Annotated in this window: 17 protein-coding genes and 1 riboswitch; of the genes, 7 read left to right on the top strand and 10 right to left on the bottom strand. The window is 61.4% G+C overall.

What is annotated here, in order from left to right; translation table 11 throughout:
* From RTX98_RS13755 to RTX98_RS13745, 3 genes are all read right to left on the bottom strand, one after another.
* The coding region (locus tag RTX98_RS13755) for an MlaD family protein (RefSeq protein WP_312797271.1) at positions 1-1,263 on the bottom strand (1,263 nt) is incomplete at its 3' end.
* Positions 1,264-2,100, bottom strand: a complete 837-nt coding sequence (locus tag RTX98_RS13750) for an ABC transporter ATP-binding protein (protein ID WP_416223128.1) — start codon at positions 2,098-2,100, stop codon at positions 1,264-1,266.
* 8 nt (positions 2,101-2,108) lie between these two features.
* Entirely contained in the window at positions 2,109-3,287 is a 1,179-nt protein-coding gene (locus RTX98_RS13745; protein ID WP_312797270.1) for an ABC transporter permease, read from the bottom strand.
* A gap of 66 nt (positions 3,288-3,353) precedes the next feature.
* Between RTX98_RS13745 and dgcA the strand changes: the two genes are divergently transcribed.
* The 6 genes from dgcA to RTX98_RS13715 all read left to right on the top strand — a co-directional run bounded on the left by dgcA (position 3,354) and on the right by RTX98_RS13715 (position 10,556).
* Positions 3,354-4,337: an N-acetyl-D-Glu racemase DgcA gene (gene dgcA / locus RTX98_RS13740; RefSeq protein WP_312797268.1), complete on the top strand. Its 984-nt coding sequence runs from the start codon at positions 3,354-3,356 to the stop codon at positions 4,335-4,337.
* Between the two features lie 93 nt (positions 4,338-4,430).
* Positions 4,431-5,210, top strand: coding sequence for an SDR family oxidoreductase (locus tag RTX98_RS13735; RefSeq protein WP_312797267.1), 780 nt, complete (start codon positions 4,431-4,433; stop codon positions 5,208-5,210).
* Between the two features lie 32 nt (positions 5,211-5,242).
* Entirely contained in the window at positions 5,243-6,094 is an 852-nt protein-coding gene (locus RTX98_RS13730) for a fumarylacetoacetate hydrolase family protein (protein WP_312797266.1), read from the top strand.
* A 15-nt stretch (positions 6,095-6,109) separates the two neighbouring features.
* Positions 6,110-6,901 carry a glycosyltransferase family 25 protein gene (locus RTX98_RS13725; protein ID WP_312797264.1) on the top strand — a complete coding sequence of 264 codons (792 nt, stop codon included), beginning with the start codon at positions 6,110-6,112 and terminating at the stop codon, positions 6,899-6,901.
* 91 nt (positions 6,902-6,992) lie between these two features.
* On the top strand, positions 6,993-9,317 hold the full coding sequence (locus RTX98_RS13720; RefSeq protein ID WP_312797263.1) for an NADP-dependent malic enzyme: 2,325 nt from the start codon (positions 6,993-6,995) through the stop codon (positions 9,315-9,317).
* Positions 9,318-9,404: 87 nt separating this feature from the next.
* Complete coding sequence (locus tag RTX98_RS13715; protein WP_312797262.1) at positions 9,405-10,556, top strand: DUF2865 domain-containing protein; 1,152 nt, start codon at positions 9,405-9,407, stop codon at positions 10,554-10,556.
* Here the strand turns inward: RTX98_RS13715 and gltX are convergent.
* The 4 genes from gltX to RTX98_RS13695 form a co-directional block, all read right to left on the bottom strand.
* Entirely contained in the window at positions 10,474-11,847 is a 1,374-nt protein-coding gene (gene gltX, locus RTX98_RS13710; RefSeq protein WP_312797260.1) for a glutamate--tRNA ligase, read from the bottom strand. The genes RTX98_RS13715 and gltX overlap by 83 nt on opposite strands.
* 57 nt (positions 11,848-11,904) lie before the next feature.
* Positions 11,905-12,591, bottom strand: a complete 687-nt coding sequence (gene bluB, locus RTX98_RS13705; RefSeq protein WP_312797259.1) for a 5,6-dimethylbenzimidazole synthase — start codon at positions 12,589-12,591, stop codon at positions 11,905-11,907.
* A 71-nt stretch (positions 12,592-12,662) separates the two neighbouring features.
* Positions 12,663-12,849: riboswitch (cobalamin riboswitch) on the bottom strand.
* Between the two features lie 26 nt (positions 12,850-12,875).
* Positions 12,876-13,286, bottom strand: a complete 411-nt coding sequence (locus RTX98_RS13700; protein ID WP_312797257.1) for a GNAT family N-acetyltransferase — start codon at positions 13,284-13,286, stop codon at positions 12,876-12,878.
* Positions 13,283-14,977 carry an NAD+ synthase gene (locus RTX98_RS13695; RefSeq protein WP_312797255.1) on the bottom strand — a complete coding sequence of 565 codons (1,695 nt, stop codon included), beginning with the start codon at positions 14,975-14,977 and terminating at the stop codon, positions 13,283-13,285. Before RTX98_RS13695 ends, RTX98_RS13700 begins: the two co-directional genes overlap by 4 nt.
* 183 nt (positions 14,978-15,160) lie before the next feature.
* Here RTX98_RS13695 and RTX98_RS13690 point away from each other — a divergent pair, with 183 nt between their 5' ends.
* On the top strand, positions 15,161-15,748 hold the full coding sequence (locus tag RTX98_RS13690; protein ID WP_189502433.1) for a DedA family protein: 588 nt from the start codon (positions 15,161-15,163) through the stop codon (positions 15,746-15,748).
* Positions 15,749-15,751: 3 nt separating this feature from the next.
* Here the strand turns inward: RTX98_RS13690 and RTX98_RS13685 are convergent, their stop codons facing one another.
* From RTX98_RS13685 to gor, 3 genes are all read right to left on the bottom strand, one after another.
* Positions 15,752-16,189 carry a GFA family protein gene (locus tag RTX98_RS13685; protein ID WP_312797252.1) on the bottom strand — a complete coding sequence of 146 codons (438 nt, stop codon included), beginning with the start codon at positions 16,187-16,189 and terminating at the stop codon, positions 15,752-15,754.
* Positions 16,190-16,193: 4 nt separating this feature from the next.
* The gene (locus RTX98_RS13680; RefSeq protein WP_312797250.1) at positions 16,194-17,567 is read right to left on the bottom strand and encodes a class II 3-deoxy-7-phosphoheptulonate synthase; all 1,374 of its coding nucleotides are present in this window, start codon (positions 17,565-17,567) and stop codon (positions 16,194-16,196) included.
* Between the two features lie 129 nt (positions 17,568-17,696).
* Positions 17,697-19,082 carry a glutathione-disulfide reductase gene (gor, locus tag RTX98_RS13675; protein ID WP_312797249.1) on the bottom strand — a complete coding sequence of 462 codons (1,386 nt, stop codon included), beginning with the start codon at positions 19,080-19,082 and terminating at the stop codon, positions 17,697-17,699.
* Positions 19,083-19,188 lie beyond the last annotated feature (106 nt).

The raw sequence follows: 19,188 nt of genomic DNA, 5'->3' as shown, positions 1-19,188 counted from the left end.
GCGGCGACCATCGGAAACCAGCCCATCGATGTTGCGCAGGCCCTGATCGCTGAAGCGGGTCAGGTTGTCCGTGATCACGCCGATGCGCGCATTCAACTGGTCGGCGACCTGCTTGAACGAACGCAACGTGTTGCTGGCATCTGCCATCAAGCCATTGGCCTCGCCCGAACCCAGCAAATTGTCGACCTTGAGCAGGATGCCATCGACGCGCACCGATGCCTGGTTCAGGCGCTGCATGAACTGCTGCGCATCGGCAACCGTCTGATCGATGTCGCCGGCGCGCTGGCCGATCTTGTCGGTCACGGCCGCGAAGTCGTTCATGGCGCGGTTGGCCGAAACGCCGGCCTGCTCGATGTTGGTCAGCGTATTGCGCACCGTTGCCGGATCAACCGCTTGAACGACGTCGTTGACGCGGGCGATTGTCGTATTGGCACCGGTGACAACGGACTCAACCGAGTCGGCGGCTGCATTCAGGGACGACATGATGGCATCGACGCGGCCAGACGAGTCCCGCAATGTCTCGGTGAACGTCGTGACGTTGTTGACGATCTCCGAAACCTGCTCGCGGTTCACCGAGTTGAGCAGGCCTTCTGCCGCCGTCAAAGCGCCGTCGAGCTTCTGCGATGCGCCATCCAGCGTTTCGGACAGGCGGCTTACGCTCGCCAGGAAGGTGTCGATGCCTTCCGCGTTGCGGGCGAGCGAATCTGAGAAGACCTTCACGTTCTGAACGGTGTCGGTCAGCGGGCCGCGCGCATCCTTGGTGAAGCCTTCGAGTTCCACCAGCACGGAATCTGCGCGGCGGAAAATCTGCTGCGCTGTCTGCAGGAGGTTGGTCACAGCCGACGGATTGGCCGTGATCTGCGCAATCTCGCCATTGCGCTCGGCTTCCTGAAGCAGATTCGGCTCAGCAAGATTGCCGCCCTTGAGCTCGATATTCGCTTGGCCCGTCAGACCGGCCAGACCGATATCGGCCTGCGTCGACTGGGTGATCGGGGTTGACGTATTGATCTCCGCATCGGCAATCGCGTCGGTTGGATTGTTGCGGTCGATGAAGACGCGGGTGATGTCGCCGACCTTCACGCCGTTGAACAGCACGGCGCTGCCGCGGCCGAGACCGGACGCGGAGCCCGGAATGCGCACGCGCAGCGTTGCGGTTTCGCCTTGGCTATCCACCACCGCCGTCCAGTACACGAAGGCAAAGGCTGCAAGGATCGCAGCGATCGTGAAGATACCCACGACCACATAGTTGGCTCTGGTTTCCATCTACGCCGTTTCCCGCGCTTCGAGGTCGATTTGCCGCGCGCGCTTGCCGCGGAAGTAGGATTTTACCCAAGGCTCATCGCTTTTCAGCATGTCCTCGATGGTGCCGTCGACCAGCACCCGCTTCTTGCCGAGCACCGCAATGCGGTCGCAGGCGGAAAACAGGCTGTCGAGATCATGGGTCACCATGTAAACAGTGAGGCCGAGCGTGTCCCGCAAGGTCTTCACCAGATCGTCGAAGTCGGCCGCGCCGATCGGATCAAGGCCGGATGTCGGCTCGTCCAAGAACACGATGGCTGGATCGAGCGCCAGTGCGCGCGCAAGGGCAGCACGCTTGATCATGCCGCCCGACAGTTCGGACGGATATTTCGGACCAGCATCCTGCGGCAGGCCGACGAGGTCGATCTTCAACCGCGCCAGCTCGTTCATCAGCTTTGGCGGCAGATCAAGATATTCGCGCATCGGCACCTGAATATTCTCCAGCACCGTCAGCGCCGAAAACAGCGCGCCATGCTGAAACAGCACGCCTGTGCGCATATCAACGGCCATGCGCGTGCGCTCGTTGGCGCCATCGAGATCAACGCCAAGCAGCTTGATCGTGCCGCTCTGCTTCTTGTTCAATCCCAGCACCGTGCGCAGCAGAACCGATTTGCCGGTGCCCGAACCACCGACGAAACCAAGGATCTCGCCGCGATAAACATCGAGCGACAGGTTTTCGAGGATGGTTTTGTCGCCGAACGACACGGTGACGTCGCGCGCTTCGAGAATGACCTCTCGCTCGCCGCCCTGCTGGGGCGTCGTCGTGTCGTTCTGTTCTTGATGTTGTGTGGACGCGTCCAACCTGTGCCTCAGAAATTGATGGCCGCGTAGAACATGGCAAAAAGCCCATCCACGACAATGACGATGAAGATCGATTTCACGACCGAGGTGGTAACCTGGCGACCGAGCGATTCGGCGCTGCCGCCCACCTTCATGCCTTCAACCGAACCGATGATGCCGATGATGATGGCCATGAATGGCGCCTTGATCAGGCCGGCGAGAATGGATGACAGGTCAATCGATTCGCGCAGCCGGTCGATAAAGGCCTGCGGCGGAATGCCGGAATAGCTCCACGCCACGAACATCGCTCCGCCCAATGCGGCGAAGTTGGCGATGATCGAAAGACACGGCAGCGCAATCACCAGCGCCACAAGACGCGGGAAAACAAGCACGCCCACCGGATTGAGGCCAATGACCTGAAGCGCGTCGATTTCCTCGCGCATCTTCATCGACCCGATTTCGGCCGTGATGGCGCTGCCTGAGCGACCGGCGATCATGATGGCGGTGAGCAGCACGCCCAACTCGCGCATGATCAGAATGCCGACCAGATCGACCACGAAGATTTCAGCGCCGAAATAGCGCAGCTGGAAAGCGCCCTGCTGTGCGATGATGGCGCCAACGATCGCCGCCATCAGCACCACCACGGGAATGGCGCCCACGCCCATCTTGTCTATCTGCGAGGCAATGGCCGCCGGGTTGATCGCGTGACCACGGCCCAGCTTCATCTGAGCGCCGCGAATCGTCGATCCCAGAATATGCATGCCCGCCAGGAAGTCCGTTCCGAGCGACGCCACGTTGCGGCCGACGATTTCGAACGGCGCCAGCCAGTCGAAGCGGCCAGCCGTGACCGGCGCATCTTCGAACTTGGCCATCTCATCGACGGCATCTAGCAAGATAGCCATCGTGTCGGACGCGTTGACGAAATCAACGTCCGCGCCCTTGTTGGCCTGCTTTTGCGCCAACCGCTTGATCAGCCACGCACCGGCGGTGTCGAAGGAGGAACCCTGACCGAGATCGAGCCGCAAGCTACGAACGCCATCGCGATTCTCAAGGTCGCGCATCCCGGCATCCACCTGGGCAACGCTGTGGGTTGTCCAGGGACCGGTGAAGGTGCAAGTCACACCGTCACCGTCTTCCGTGACGGCAATATCCGCATTGTCTTGGAGCTGCGCGTCGGCGCTTGCACCGTCTTCGGCTTTGGTCAACATGTTGCCTTCTTAGCCCGACCCGCGTGCACTGTCATTGTGCTCACGGCAACACTCGCGAGATGTTTGATGCCGCGCCATCTTTACCTTGAAGAAGAACGATTTCCGATAGCCGGCGCTTTTACGATCGCCCGCGGCTCCAAGACGGAAGCCGAAGTGATCCTGTGCACCTTGGTCGAAGATAGAGCGCAGGGACGCGGCGAATGCGTGCCATATCGCCGCTATGGTGAAACAACGGAAAGCGTCCGATTGCAAATCGAAACAGCAAGATCTGCAATCGAAAGCGGGATTGATCGTCAAGAATTGATTGACGTAATGGCTCCAGGTGCGGCTCGCAATGCCGTGGACTGCGCTTTGTGGGATCTTCAAGCCAAACAGAGTGGACGCAGCGTTAGCGAACTGGCCGGTCTGGCTGCGCCGCAGCCGCTCGAAACGGCATTCACCATCTCGCTGGGCGAGCCGGAAAGGATGGCAGCGGACGCCCGCGACAATGCCTGGCGCCCGCTCCTGAAGGTCAAGGTCGGAACAGCAGACGATCGGTCGCGCATGGAGGCGGTTGCGAAAGCTGCACCGAACAGCCGCATCATTCTCGACGCGAACGAGGGTTGGACATCCAGCAACATCGAGATGCACCTTGCCGAGGCGGCAAGGCTGGGCATCGCCCTGATCGAACAGCCGCTGCCTGCCGGCTCCGACGACATGCTCGGCCGCATTCCCCGCCCGGTGCCTGTTTGCGCCGACGAAAGCGTGCATGGCCTGGATGATCTGACCGATCTTCGCGGCCGCTATGATGCCATCAACATCAAGCTGGACAAAACAGGCGGGCTGACAGCAGCGCTCGATCTGCGCCGTGCAGCCGAAGCGCTCGGCTTCCAGATCATGGTGGGCTGCATGGTCGGCACGTCTTTATCGATGGCGCCGGCGATCCTGCTGGCACAGGGTGCAAACTTCGTGGATCTCGATGGTCCGCTGCTGTTGGCGCGCGATCGCGATCCGGGTCTCACTTACACCGGCTCCATCGTCTCACCGCCTGTTTCAGCACTGTGGGGCTAAGTGAAGCTCTGTGGTACACAAATGGCTGGACAACCCGGCCGTCGCTTCCCATAGCCAGCATCACCCAGGCGGCTTGATGACGCGAGGCATGACATGGATCTTGGACTGACCGGCAAGAAGGCGATCATCTGCGCTTCAAGCAGAGGCCTTGGCTGTGGCTGCGCGCTTGCTTTGGCCGAGGAAGGCGTCGATGTCGTTCTGAACGGCCGTGATCCGGAGCCGCTTGCCGCGACCGCGCGCGAGATCCGCGACCGCTTCGGCGTCGAGGTCAGCGAAGTGGCAGCCGATGTTTCCACCCGCGAAGGTCAGGCGGCGCTGCTTGCGGCCTGTCCGAACCCGGACATCCTCGTCAACAACAATGGCGGCCCGCCTTCGCGTGACTTCCGCAAGCTCGATCGTCAGGCCATGCTTGACGGCGTGACACAGAACATGGTCACCCCGCTCGAACTCATTCAGGCGGTGATCGACGGCATGGCCGAGCGCGGCTTCGGGCGCATCGTGAACATCACCTCGCTGTCCATTTATATGCCGATCCCCGGGCTGGATCTGTCATCCGGTGCACGCGCGGGCCTCACCGCCTTCCTGGCGGGCGTTGCCAAGACGGTCGCCAACCGCAACGTCACGATCAACGGCCTCTTGCCGGGCAAGTTCGACACCGACCGCATTCGCTCCACGACGCAGTTCGCGGCTGATAAGGCAGGTGTGCCGCTGGAAGAGTTTGCCGAGCGCCAGCGCCGCGAGATCCCGGCCGGACGCATCGGCACACCGGAAGAGTTCGGCAAGGCCTGCGCCTTCCTGTGCTCCGCGCATGCCGGCTACATCACCGGACGAAACATGATCCTCGACGGCGGCCTTTATCCCTCCGCTTTTTGAGATCACAGAGCAAGAACACCTAGGAGGCAGCTTTGAAACTTGTTCGCTTTGGCCCGAAGGGTCAGGAACGTCCCGGTCTTGTTGATGACAATGGCACCATCCGCGATGCCTCATCGCTGGTTGCCGACTTCAGCCCAGAGACGGTTTCGTTCGAACTGATCGAGACGCTGCGCAAGGCTGATCTCTCCGCGCTGCCCGAGGTTGCCGGCGATACCCGCATCGGTTCGCCGCTCTCGCGCATCGGTCATTTCCTGGCTGTCGGCCTGAACTTTGCCGACCATGCTGCGGAAACCGGCGCGGCCATTCCCAGCGAGCCGCTGATCTTCTCCAAAGCGCCAAGCTGCCTCAATGGTCCGAATGACGACATCATCCAGCCATCAGGCTCGGTGAAGCTCGACTATGAAGTCGAGCTCGCCGTCGTGATCGGCAAGCGTTGCGATTATGTTTCGGAAGCCGACGCGCTGTCGCATGTTCTTGGCTATGCCCTGTGCAACGACGTGTCGGAGCGCGATTACCAGAAGGAACGCGGCGGGCAGTGGCTGAAGGGCAAGAGCGCTCCCACCTTCGGCCCGCTCGGCCCCTGGATCGTCACCGCTGACGAGATTCCTGATCCGCAGGCGCTCGAAATGTTCCTGAACCTGAACGACGAGCGCAGCCAGACCGGCAACACGGACACGATGATCTTCTCCGTTGCAAAGGTCATCTCCTACCTCAGCGAATTCATGGCGCTGGAGCCCGGCGACGTGATCACCACCGGCACCCCGCCCGGCGTGGGCGCCGGCAAGAAGCCGCCGGTTTTCTTAGAGGTCGGCGACCGCCTGCATCTCGGCATCGAGAAGCTCGGCGAGCAACGCTCGCGCATCGTTGCGCGTGATCAGGCTTGAGGACCCGTTGAATAGATGAAGCACGACCCCGCCGCCCCAATCGAGGCTACGATTGACTGGGAACGCTCGCGCCCAGGCAGCGGCGGGGACGTGCTCATTTGCGCGATCAATCTCGATCGCTCGATCGAACGCTGGGAAGCCATCCGTGAACAGCTCGAAGCCAGCGGCCTGCCCTATGTGCGGCTGCGCGCCGTCGATGGCCGCGCTTTGGATCGGTCACTGGAAGCCAAGGTCAGCCACGAGCGTTTCGAACAATCCAACGGACGCAAGATCACGCCGGGCGACATTGGTTGTTATCTCAGCCATACGGCGGCCTGGAGTTTTCTCGCCAGCCAGCCTTATCGCATGCTGCTGATCGTGGAAGACGATGCCGTTTTCCAACCTGATTGGACGGAAACGCTCCAGGACGTGCTTCGCGCGTACCGCCCCGGCATGCTGATGAAGCTGTCGTGGCAACGGCCGGGTCTGACCCGCGATGCCGGTGCGATCGACGACACTTACCGGCTGGTGCAGCCCCTCACTCATCAAGCGTGCTGCGCGGCCTACCTCATCGACAAGTTCGCGGCGCAGCGCCTGCTGGACAGCGCGTTCCCGATCTATGTGCCGGTGGATCACTACATGGAATCCCCTTGGGAAACCGGCGTTGCCGTGCGCTCGATCATGCCCCGGCTGGCGCGTCAGCGCGGCGTCGCCAGCACCATTTCCAAGCAGAAGAAGTTCCATTGGAGCCGTCGCTGGCCGACCCTGCTTTACCGCATCAAGGCGCATTCGCTGCGTTTGTGGAACGGTTATTTCCGCACGGCCTAGCTTCGTTCGCCTGTCATTGCTATGCGGCAGGATCATAAGGTGGACCGGTGCCACCGTTCTTTCTATTGTTTGAGTTTGATTGGAGAACACGATGGTCGAGATGCAGGATAAAAAACCCGCTTCAGGCGACCTCGATCAGAGCGCTCTGTTCTTCCATCGCTATCCGACGCCCGGCAAGCTCGAGATCCAATCGACCAAGCCGCTCGGCAATCAGCGCGACCTGGCGCTTGCTTATTCTCCGGGTGTCGCAGCGCCTTGCCTTGCCATTCAGGACAACCCGGATGCCGCGGATGACTACACCACGCGCGCCAATCTCGTGGCCGTCGTGTCGAACGGCACGGCCGTCCTCGGCCTCGGCAATATCGGACCGCTTGCTTCCAAGCCGGTGATGGAAGGTAAGGCGGTCCTGTTCAAGAAGTTCGCCGGAATTGACGTCTTCGACATCGAAGTCGATGCGCCCGAAATCAGCCGCATGGTCGAAACGGTTGCAGCTCTGGAGCCGACCTTCGGCGGCATCAATCTGGAAGACGTGAAGTCGCCGGAATGCTTCGAGATCGAGGAACAGTTGAAGGCGCGCATGCGCATTCCCGTGTTCCATGACGATCAGCATGGCACCGCGATCATCGTGGCCGCCGCCGTTCTGAACGCGCTGGAGATTGCAGACAAGCGCATCGAAGAGGTGAAGATCGTCACCTCCGGCGCGGGCGCTGCTGCGCTTGCCTGTCTCAACCTGCTGGTTTCACTCGGCGCAAAGCCGGACAACATCTGGATCACGGACCGCTACGGCGTCGCCTATGTCGGCCGTGCGGAAGAGATGGATCGCTGGAAGGCGCCCTATCTCAAGGAAACGGAGCTTCGTACGCTGGCCGATGTGATCGGCGGTGCCGATGTGTTCCTCGGCCTGTCCGCTGCCGGCGTTCTGAAGCCTGAGCTTCTAGCCGAAATGGCCGAGAAGCCGCTGATCCTAGCTCTGGCCAATCCGACGCCCGAGATCATGCCGGAACTGGCACGCTCAGCACGTCCCGATGCCATGATCTGCACCGGGCGCTCGGACTTTCCCAACCAGGTCAACAACGTCCTCTGTTTCCCCTACATCTTCCGCGGCGCGCTGGATGTCGGCGCAACCGCGATCAACGAAGACATGAAGATGGCGGCAGTACGCGCCATCGCAGCACTCGCCCGCGAAGAACCATCCGACGTTGCCGCCCGAGCTTATTCCGGCGACACGCCGATGTTTGGACCGGACTTCCTGATCCCGTCGCCCTTCGATCCTCGCCTGATCCTCCGCATTGCGCCGGCTGTCGCGGAAGCTGCGGCGCAAAGTGGCGTGGCGCGGCGGCCGATCACCGACATGCCGGCCTATCTCGACCGGCTGAACCGCTTCGTGTTCCGCTCCGGCCTGGTGATGAAGCCGATCTTCTCGGCCGCGAAAAGCGCCGGCGCAAAGCGCGTCATCTATGCCGACGGTGAAGACGAACGCGTTCTGCGTGCGGCCCAGGTTGTTCTGGAAGAAGGCCTGGCCAAACCGATCCTCGTCGGCCGTCCAGCCGTCATCGAAACTCGCCTCGCCCGCTATGGTCTGAAGATCCGGCCGGGCGTCGACTTCGAGATCATCAATCCGGAAGACGATCCGCGGTATCGCGATTATGTGGAAACACTGATCGCTAGAGCCGGCCGTCGTGGCGTGACTCTGGAAGGCGCACGCAGCCTGGTCCGCACCGACACCACCGTGATCGCAGCGATCGCGCTCATTCGTGGTGATGCCGATTCCATGATCTGCGGCCTGTCCGGTCGCTTCGAGCGCCACATCCGCTATGTGCGCCTGATCATCGGCGCCAGCGAGGAAACGCGCGATCGCGATCTTTCGGCCTTGTCGATGCTGATCTCGCCCAAGGGCGTGACCTTCTACACCGACACCTATGTCACCGTGGATCCGTCGGCAGAAGAGATCGCCGAGATGACGATGCTCGCGGCCGAAGAAATCCGGCGCTTCGGCATCGAACCCAAGCCTGCGATGCTGTCCTTCTCCAATTTCGGCTCTCGCGATACCGACTCGACGCTGAAGATGCGTCAAGCAGCGCGCATCCTAAAAAGCCGCGCGCCGGACCTTGAATGCGACGGCGAAATGCATGCGGACTCGGCGCTTTCGGAAACGCTGCGCAACCGCATCTATCCGCATTCGACGCTGAAGGGCGAAGCCAACCTCTTGGTTTTCCCGAACCTCGATGCCGCCAACATCACCATGAACACCGTGAAGATGATGACGGATGCGCTGCATGTCGGGCCGATCCTGCTCGGCACGGCCAAGCCCGCGCATATCCTCACCCCGTCGGTGACCTCGCGTGGCATCGTGAACATGACGGCGCTGGCCGTGGTGGAAGCATCGCAGCGCCTGCATCATCCCGCAGCGATCTGACGAAGAATTCACAGGCACATGCGAGCTTTGGCATAGGCTTGCCGCAATCGTCGTCGAGCGTGTTTCGGAATGGAGGCACGGACGTCTATGGCGTGGAGACAATGGCCGAGTTTGACAGGCGCACTAGCGGCTCTGCTGCTGACGGCTTCGCTCGCGCCAAGTCAGGCCCTCGCCGCCTCGCCTCAGCTTTGCCGACAGCTGGAAGCCGAACTGGCGGCTACGGGTAAGGGCAGTCAAAGCTCGGCCAAGGCGCGCGAATATGACCGCGCCATCACCGAGCAGGAACGGCAGCTTGCCCTTACCGAAGGCGAATGGCAGCGTGCGGATTGCGGCTATGGCTTCGACGGCGGAGCCGATCGCGTCTGCCGTCAGATCGAAGACACGCTGGCGCGAATGGAACGGAATTACGCCGAGTTGCAGCGCGAGCGCGCGCGGCTGGGTTCAAGCCGCAGCAGCCCTGTCGAGCGCCAGCGCATCCAGCGGGCCATCGATGATGCCGGCTGTCATGAGCCTGCACCCAAGCCGCAGGAAGTCGCCGTTCCACGCCCATCTCAGCCCGAGCCGTCACAAGACCGCCTGCGCACGATCTGCGTCCGAACATCCGACGGCTATTTCTTCCCGATGTCTTATGGTGTGACTCGAGACGACTTTGCGCGCGATGCCAAGGCGTGCCAGGCGACCTGTCCGTCCACGGAGATGCGGCTCTACTACCACAAGGTGCCGGATCAGGACGCGGCCGAGATGGTGTCAGCGGACAAGAACGAACCCTATTCCGCTTTGCCGACGGCCAATCTCTACCGCAACCAGCCGCAAAGCGGTGCATCCGCCTGCGCCCCCGCTGCCCCAGAACCAACGATCGCCAGCGTTCCGGATCAACCCGCTGCCAACGTACCGACGCAGAACACGCCGGCCGCGCCACCTCCAACTGCGCCATCAGCTGCACCGGTAACAGCCAGCCCGTCTATTCAGGTGCTGCCGGATCAAAGCGCCCAGCAAAAGCAAGCTCCGTCCGTGACGGCGGCTCGACCCAAGAGCGAGGAACCCAAGGTGCTGGCTTCGCCGGCTCAGGAAGAAGCGGAAAAAGCGCCGGCCATCCCGACCGTGCGCCCGCCGGAACCGGCGCCGGCGCGGTCGATGTCCGACGCGGACAAGCGCGTCAGGGTCGTCGGGCCAACGTTCCTGCCCGCCCAAGAAGGGGCAATAAATCTGCGAGCTCCGGGCCGGACAGGCGCCCAGTAAGCGCAAGTCGGAGCGGCATGAACAGCGCCTTACCTTTGCGGCCGCTCTGCGCCTTCACGGCATCGGTCCAGATTTTCCAGGTGCCGCGATCCCACGGCTCGGGCGGAAGCAGATCGAACGCCTCAGACACGAAGCCGCGATCCTCGTCAGACAGGCTCTCAGCAGTATCCGGACCTTCTCGGACGATCCGCCACCAGGTTGCGGCGTCGGCAACGGTCTCCAGATTGCCCCGCACAGCCAGCCAAAACGCCTCGGCCTGCGGACCATCAATGTCCAATTCAGCCAAACGCGTCTGAACCTCGGTGAATGGCATCTGGTGGATCAAAGCGCGATTGAGCGTTCCGACCTCAGCCGGATCGAACTTCGCAGCGGACTTGGAGGTTGCAGCGGGATCGAAGCGCGCAGCAAGCTCTTCCATCGTGGCAACCGGCTGCACGCTTTCCGACGTTCCGATCAGAACTGCCAGCGAGGCCACGGCCATCGGCTCAATGCCCGACTCACGTAAGCCCGTGATCGACAAAGCACCTGTGCGCTTGGAAAGGCCTTCGCCGCTGGCCGTGGTCAGCAGATTGTGGTGTCCGAAAGCCGGCGGTTCGGCTCCCAACGCTCGGAACAAGGCAATCTGCGCGCCGGTATTCGTCACATGGTCGTCGCCACGAATGATGTGCGTGATGCCCATCTCGATGTCATCGGCCACCGACGGCAGCGTATAAAGATAGGTGCCGTCCTCGCGCACGAGAACCGGATCGGACATGGAGGCGAGATCCACCGTCTGCGGTCCGCGCACGACATCATCCCAATGCACTTCGGTACGCCTTGGGGCGAATGGATCATCCGCAAAGTTGGGCAGGAGAAAGCGCCAATGCGGCTTGCGCCCGTCGGCTTCCAGCGCGCTGATCTCGTCAGCCGTCAGCTTCAGCGCTTCACGGCCGTAGACTGGCGGCAAGCGGCGCGACAGCCGGATCTTGCGGCGACGCTCAAGCTCTTCAGCCGTTTCATAGCAGGGATAAAGCAGCCCGGCCGCCTTCAGCTTGGCCACCGCGGCATCATAGATCGCAAAGCGCTTGGACTGGTACTCGATTGCCGACGGCTTGATTCCCAGCCATGCGAGATCGGTCAGGATCGCGTCGGCATGTTCCTGTTTTGAGCGCGCAACATCCGTGTCATCGAAACGCTGGATCAGTTGCCCGCTCGTCTTCAAGGCGAACAGCCAGTTGAACAGCGCGGTGCGCGCATTCCCGATATGGATCATGCCCGTCGGAGACGGCGCGAAGCGAACGATTGTTGTCATGAGGTGCGGCGTAGCTCCAAGCCGGTTCCACCGCAAGCATTTGATCGCGTTGAGCCTCTATCGCGTACCCCAGCGATCGCGAAACACCAGTTCGTCCAGCGGCAAACGCTGCCGCCAGCCTTTCACCGCGAGCTCCGGCTCCTCATAGAGCGCATCGACATAGCCAAGGCAAAGCCAGGCGATGATCTCGATCCGCTCGGGAATGCCCAGCAGGTCGCGCACGTCGGCATCCCGGAAAATGCTGACCCAGCCGACGCCAACCCCTTCTGCCCGCGCCGCTAGCCAAAGGTTCTGGACCGCGCACACAGTCGAAAACGCATCCATGCGGGGATTGTGCGTCCGTCCAAGCACCACCGGTCCCGCACGATCGGGGTCACAGGTCACGCAGATGCTGAGCGGCGCCTTGCGGATGCCTTCGAGCTTCAGACTGCGATAGCGGTTGCGCTGCGCATCGGGAAACATCGCGACAGCCTCGTCATTGGCGCGCGAAAAAGCCTGCCACGCACGCTCCTTCACTTGCTCGTCGCTCACCAGGATGAAGCTCCAAGGCTGCATGAAACCGACGGACGGCGCGGCATGCGCTGCCTGCAGCAAGCGCGTGACCACATCATCAGGCAGGGGTTGCGGCAGGAACTGATCGCGCACGTCGCGTCGCGTTTCGATCGCCTTGTAAACGGCGTCGCGCTCATCGGGCGAAAAGCGAGCAGCGGGCGCAAGGCCGCCGCGGCAAGGCTGGTTTGGCATCGTTTGTCCCCAACAATGCAGACGCCGTCCCCAACAGGAGACAGCCAGAACAACCTGCCGCCGTCCGCGCGGATCGGTCTATCCTGTCAGGCCGGTCTTCTGGCTCGGCTTCAACCGCATTCGCTGCCGCCTTCCCGGGTTTGACCCCAGTGGCACGATGCAGCCTGCGTCAGCCTCACAGCGTTGGGCACGCTCCGGTTTTGCACCGGATTCCCGATTCTCCGGCATGGCACCGGCACCTGACGATGAAGTTTATGCGTGAGCCTTAGCCACCTCGCAAGAGGCTACATGCTGCTCCGGTTCAGCCGCATCTCCTTGCCGGCCTCGATCAACTCGAAGCCGAACTGCTCATAGAGGCCATGTGCGTCGGACGTTGCCAGCGCCCACGCCGTGACTGTGCGCAGGTCCGGATGCTCCAGCAGTGCTGCAACCAGAGCCTTGCCAATCCCCTTGCCACGATGCTCCGGCCAGACAATCACGTCGGATATCCGCGCAAACAGCGCCTTGTCGCCGTATGCACGTGCAAACCCGACCTGCTCGCCATCAATCAGGGCGATCGCACAGATCGAGTTCGCAAAGGCGACTTCGTGCAAGGCATCCGTTCGTCCCGCGCCCCAATAGCTGTCCCGCAGCAACTTCGAGGTGCGAGGAACATCGAGCTCTGCAAGGTCGAAGCTGATCTCGACTTCGCTCATCCCCGGTCGCGGAAGCGGTTGGTGATTGGATAGCGGCGGTCGCGGCCGAAATTCTTGCGCGTGATCTTCACGCCCGGTGCCGCCTGCCGACGCTTGTATTCGGCAAGGTAAAGCAGGTGCTCGATGCGCTGAACGGTTTCCGCCGAATGGCCCTTCGCCACAATCTGCTGTACGCTCATCTCGTTCTCGACCAAACATTCCAGGATGTCGTCGAGCACGGGATAGGGCGGCAGCGAATCCTGGTCGGTCTGGTTCTCGCGCAATTCGGCCGAAGGCGCCTTGTCGATGATGTTGACCGGGATGACCTCGCCCGATGGCCCCATCGCACCCGCCGGAACATGCGCATTGCGCCAGCGCGCGATCGAATAGACCTGCATCTTGTAGAGATCCTTGATCGGGTTGAAGCCGCCATTCATGTCGCCGTAAAGCGTGGCGTAACCGACCGACATCTCGCTCTTGTTGCCGGTCGTGACCACCATCGAGCCGAACTTGTTCGACACCGCCATCAGGATCACGCCGCGCGTACGCGATTGCAGATTTTCTTCCGTGATGCCTTCCTTCGTGCCCGCAAAGGTCTCGGCTAGGGATGACAAGAAGCCTTCGACCGGCTCGGAAATCGGAACGATGTCATAGCGGCAGCCGAGCGCTTCGGCGCAAGCCTTGGCATCGGTCAGCGATTCCTCCGACGTGTAGCGGTAAGGCAGCATGATTGCATGCAGCCGTTCTTCGCCCAGCGCATCTGCGACAAGGGCGGCACACACCGCCGAATCGATGCCGCCGGAAAGGCCGAGCACGACGTTCTTGAAGCCGTTCTTGTTCACATAATCGCGCAGTCCCAGCATACAGGCGAGGTAATCGGCTTCCTCGCCCTGCGGCAGCTTTGCCATCGGGCCGCTGTCGCAGACCCAAACGCCATCGCGGCGCTTCCAGGTCACGACCGCAACCGTTTCCTCGAACTCGGACAGCTGGAAAGCCAGCGACTTGTCGGCCTCGATGCCAAAGGAGGCGCCGTCGAACACCAACTCGTCCTGACCGCCGAGCTGGTTGGCCCACACCATCGGCAGACCGCTTTCGATGACCTGCCGGATCACCGTCTGCTGCCGGACATCCATCTTGCCGCGATAATAGGGTGAGCCATTCGGCACGAGGAGGATCTCGGCCCCACTCTCGGCCAGAGTCTCGCAAACGCCCAGCTGGCCCCAGATGTCCTCGCAGATCGGGATACCGATCCGCACACCGCGGAAGTTTACCGGTCCAGGCATGTGCGGGCCCGGCTGGAACACGCGCTTCTCGTCGAACTCGCCATAGTTCGGCAGGTCGAGCTTGAACCGCTCGCCCAAGATCTCGCCGTTATCGGCCACGATCACGGAATTATGGACGCCACTCGTGCGCTTCAGCGGGGTGCCGATGATGACACCGGGTCCGCCATCCGCCGTGTCCTTCACAAGCTCGCGCGCCGCGCGCTCGCAGGCATCCACGAAGGCGGGCTTGAGAACGAGGTCTTCCGGCGGATAACCGGCGATGAAAAGCTCGGTGTAGAGAACGATGTCCGCGCCCTGCCCGGCTGCCTCCTTGCGCGCCTTACGCGCCAATTCGAGGTTGCCGGATATGTCGCCAACCGTCGGATTCAGCTGCGCAATCGCGACACGGAGAACATTGAGCGGAGAAGAGTCTGATTGTGTCTGAGCCATATCAATGATCTAGCGCGCGACTTATGAGCCTGCAATTGCCGTCTTCCAGAGAAAAGAGTAGGCAACACGCAATTCATCTGGTCAGGACATCGCCATGTCGCTTTTACCGGCAATCATGGCCCATGCTTGCGACCCGTTTGACGCAAGATGAAGTCGCTGACGCATGGATACTGAACACTTCCGATGATTGATGCCGTTGACTCCTTTGTCCGTGAATACGGCATCCTTGCTGTATTCGCTGGAAGCGCGGCGGAAGGCGAAAGCGTCGCGATCGTCGGCGGCTTCTTCGCCCACCAGATGCTGTTGCCGCTGTGGCAGACCTATGTCGCGGCGCTGATCGGCACCTTTATCGGCGACACCGCCTATTACCTCTTCGGCAAGTGGTTTGCGGATCATCGCTGGGTCACGAAAATGCGTGGCAAGCCAGGCTTCAAGCATGCCATGCGCCTGGCGCAAACGCGTCCCCGCGCATTCGTCTTCTTCAACCGCTATGCCTATGGCCTGCGGCTGCTCGGCGGGGTTTGCTGTGGTCTTGCCAAGATCGATTGGGGCACGTTCCTGATCTACAACGTGCTGTCGTCGATCGTCTGGGCGACGCTCTTCGTGGGGATCGGCTACTTCTTCGGGCTTGGCGCGGAAGCGCTGATCGGCGACGCATTGCACGAACACCAGCGCGTCATCATCGCCGTCGCCATCATCCTGGCCGTCACGCTCCTGGTGGTGGTCGTCGTGCGCAAGGTCATGGCGCGCGAAAAGCAGAACGACGCTTGAGCGTCAGACTGGCGCCACCGGAACGTCATCCGATGACCTTTCATGCTGCGGAAGGTCATCGGCGATCTCGTAGAAGTCGCCCTTGTCGGCCGTGAAGATGTGCATGGCAGGTTCGAGCCCGGAGGGCTGATCGAACAGACCTGCCATCACCGATGTGACATCGGATTGAACTGCCTTCCAGAACAAGGCCGAGCCGCACATCTTGCAGAAGCCACGCTTGGCGAAGGCGCTCGCCTCATACCACGAGACGTTCTCCGCGCCCTCGGCCGAAAGCTGGTCGTCAGCCACCTCAGTGGCCGCGTAATACAGGCCGGTCTGCTTGCGGCACTGCGAGCAATGGCAAAACACGACGCCGCGCAAGGCGCCGCGCGCGGTGACACGCACCTGGCCGCACAGGCATGAACCCGTGTGAGCGAGATGGGAGTCACCGTATTGCGTCATGATTCTAACCGTTAACCGCCTTCTTCTGCTGCGGCGTTTCCGCCTTCTTCAGCAACTCGCTGACCAGGAACGCCAGCTCCACGGCCTGTTCGGCATTGAGACGCGGATCGCAATGGGTGTGGTAGCGATCCTGCAGTTCGTCGTCGCGGATAGCACGCGCCCCGCCGGTGCATTCGGTGACGTTCTTGCCGGTCATCTCGACATGGATGCCGCCCGGATAAGTACCCTCGGCGCGATGCACCTCGAAGAAGCTCTGCACTTCCTTGAGGATGCGGTCGAACGGCCGCGTCTTGTAGCCGGCAGCGGTCACCGTGTTGCCGTGCATCGGATCGCAGGACCAGACGACCTTGCGGCCTTCCTTTTCCACAGCGCGAACCAGCTTCGGCAAATGATCGCCAACCTTGTCGGCACCGAAGCGCGCGATCAGCGTCAAACGACCCGCTTCGTTCTCCGGATTGAGCAAATCGCAAAGCTCGATCAGGCCATCGGGTGTCAGCGAAGGACCGCATTTTAAACCGAGCGGGTTCTTGATGCCGCGGCAATATTCGATATGGGCGTGATCCGGCTGGCGCGTACGGTCGCCGATCCAGATCATGTGGCCCGACGTCGCGTACCAATCGCCGGACGTCGAATCTACGCGTGTCAGCGCCTGTTCGTAACCGAGCAAAAGTGCTTCATGGCTGGTATAGAAATCCGTCTCGCGCAGTGCGTAGTTGCTTTCCGAGGTGATCCCCACCGCACGCATGAAGTCCATGGTCTCGGTGATGCGGTTGGCGAGCGCCTCATATTTTGCTGCCTGCGGGCTGTCGGCCACGAAGCCCAGCATCCACTTGTGGACGTTTTCCAAGCTGGCATAGCCGCCCTGCGCGAAAGCGCGCAGCAGGTTGAGCGTCGCGGCCGACTGGCGATACGCCATTTCCTGGCGCGCAGGATCGGGAATGCGCGACTTCTCGTCGAACTCGATGCCGTTGATGATGTCGCCGCGATAAGACGGCAGAGAAACCTCGCCCTTGGCTTCGATGTCGGACGAGCGCGGCTTGGCGAACTGACCGGCGATGCGGCCGACCTTCACCACCGGCTGCGCGCCGGCATAGGTCAGCACGACCGACATCTGCAGGAACACGCGGAAGAAGTCGCGGATATTGTCCGCACCATGCTCGGCAAAGCTTTCGGCACAGTCGCCACCCTGGAGCAGGAAGGCCTCACCATTGGCAACGGAGGCGAGCTGCTTCTTCAGCTTGCGCGCTTCACCTGCAAAAACGAGCGGCGGAAACGTAGCAAGACGAGCCTCTGTCTCTTCCAGCACGGCCATGTCTGGATAGGACGGGACCTGTTGGATCGGCTTGGCTCTCCACGAATTCGGCGACCACTTCGTCATCACTGCACCTATTTGGCTTTGCGGCGCTCTCTAATTGCCCGCATCTTCTCCGTTGTTGGGAAGTGCCGGTCCTATACAGGAAGGTTAAGAACCATGCCAGCCCGGCTAAGGATCAAGACCGGTTGACGATCAAGAAACGCGTTCGCCGTTCTTCAGCCGGTAGCTTGGCGAATACATCGTGACGAGTTCTTCGGCAGTTGTGGGATGAACCGCCATGGTGCGGTCAAACGCATCCTTGGTCAGCTTGGCCTTGATCGGAATACCGAGGAGCTGCGCCATCTCACCCGCATCCGGACCAATGATGTGCGCTGCGACAACCACCTTGGTTGCGGCGTCGACGAGCAGTTTCATGATCATGCGCTCGTCCCGACCGGCAAACGAGGTCTTCATCGGACGGAAGGCGGCGCGATAGACTTCCAGCTCGGGATAGGTCTTGGCCGCCTCTTCTTCCGTCATGCCAACCGTGCCGATCTCCGGCTGCGAAAACACGGCCGTCGGAATGATCTCGTGGTCAGGCCGGGTCGGATTATCGTGCCAATGCGTTTCCACGAAGCACATGGCTTCATGGATGGCGACCGGCGTGAGCTGGACCCGGTTCGTCACATCGCCGATCGCCCAGATGTTGTCGATCGAAGTGCGAGAATAGTCGTCCACCGGGATGGCACCGTTGTGGCCGAGTTCGAGCCCAAGCGCTTCCAACCCAAGTCCTTCGGTGTTCGGCAGGCGTCCGATTGCCATCAGCACTTGGTCAGCGCAGATAATGTTGCCGTCAGACATTTCGGCATCCAGCCGGCCGTCCTCGCGCCTCGCAATCGACTTGAACATCGTGTGGCAAAGGATTCGAATGCCTTTGCTTTGCATTTCGTTCTGCAGGTGCTCGCGCAGCTCCATGTCGAATCCGCCAAGGATGCGCTGGCCGCGATAAACGACGGTCGTATCGACGCCCAGGCCGTGGAAGATGTTGGCAAATTCCACGGCAATATAGCCGCCGCCGACAATCACGATCGATTTCGGCAGTTCCTTCAGGTCGAACACGTCGTCGGAATAGATCGCCAGTTCAGATCCCGGCAGTGACTCGTGCGGATTGGGGCGAGCACCAGTGGCGATCAGGATCGTGTCGGCTGTGACGGTCTTGCCCGACGCCAGCTGCACCGTGTGCTTGTCCTTCAGCGTCGCGCGCTCGTCAAAGATCGTGACATCCGTCCGGTCGAGCCCACCGCGATAAACCTGCTCCAGCCGTTCGATCTCGCGATCCTTGTTGGCGATCAGGGTTGCCCAGTCGAAGCTGGTTTCGCCAACGGTCCAGCCATAGGCCGGCGCATCGGCGAACTTCTCGGAGAACTGCGAGGCATAAACCATCAGCTTCTTCGGCACGCAGCCGCGAATCACGCAGGTCCCGCCGAAGCGGTATTCTTCTGCAATGGCGACCTTCTTGCCCAATTGTGCCGAAACACGCGCTGCCCGCACACCACCAGAGCCACCACCGATAACGAAGAGGTCGAAGTCATAGGCCATGAAGCTGAAATCCTGCGTGGTGGTTGATGGCTAGAGGTATGAGCAGCGCGGAAAAAGAAAAGCCCGGACAGTGCCGGGCTTCGCTGATCGTCCAGAAAGAATGCTA

Origin of the sequence: Tianweitania sp., assembly GCF_032053605.1 — a bacterium.
In the GTDB taxonomy this organism is placed as follows: domain Bacteria; phylum Pseudomonadota; class Alphaproteobacteria; order Rhizobiales; family Rhizobiaceae; genus Tianweitania.
The sequence above is the reverse complement of the archived record's forward strand: the minus strand, read 5'-3'. Positions and strand labels throughout refer to the sequence as shown.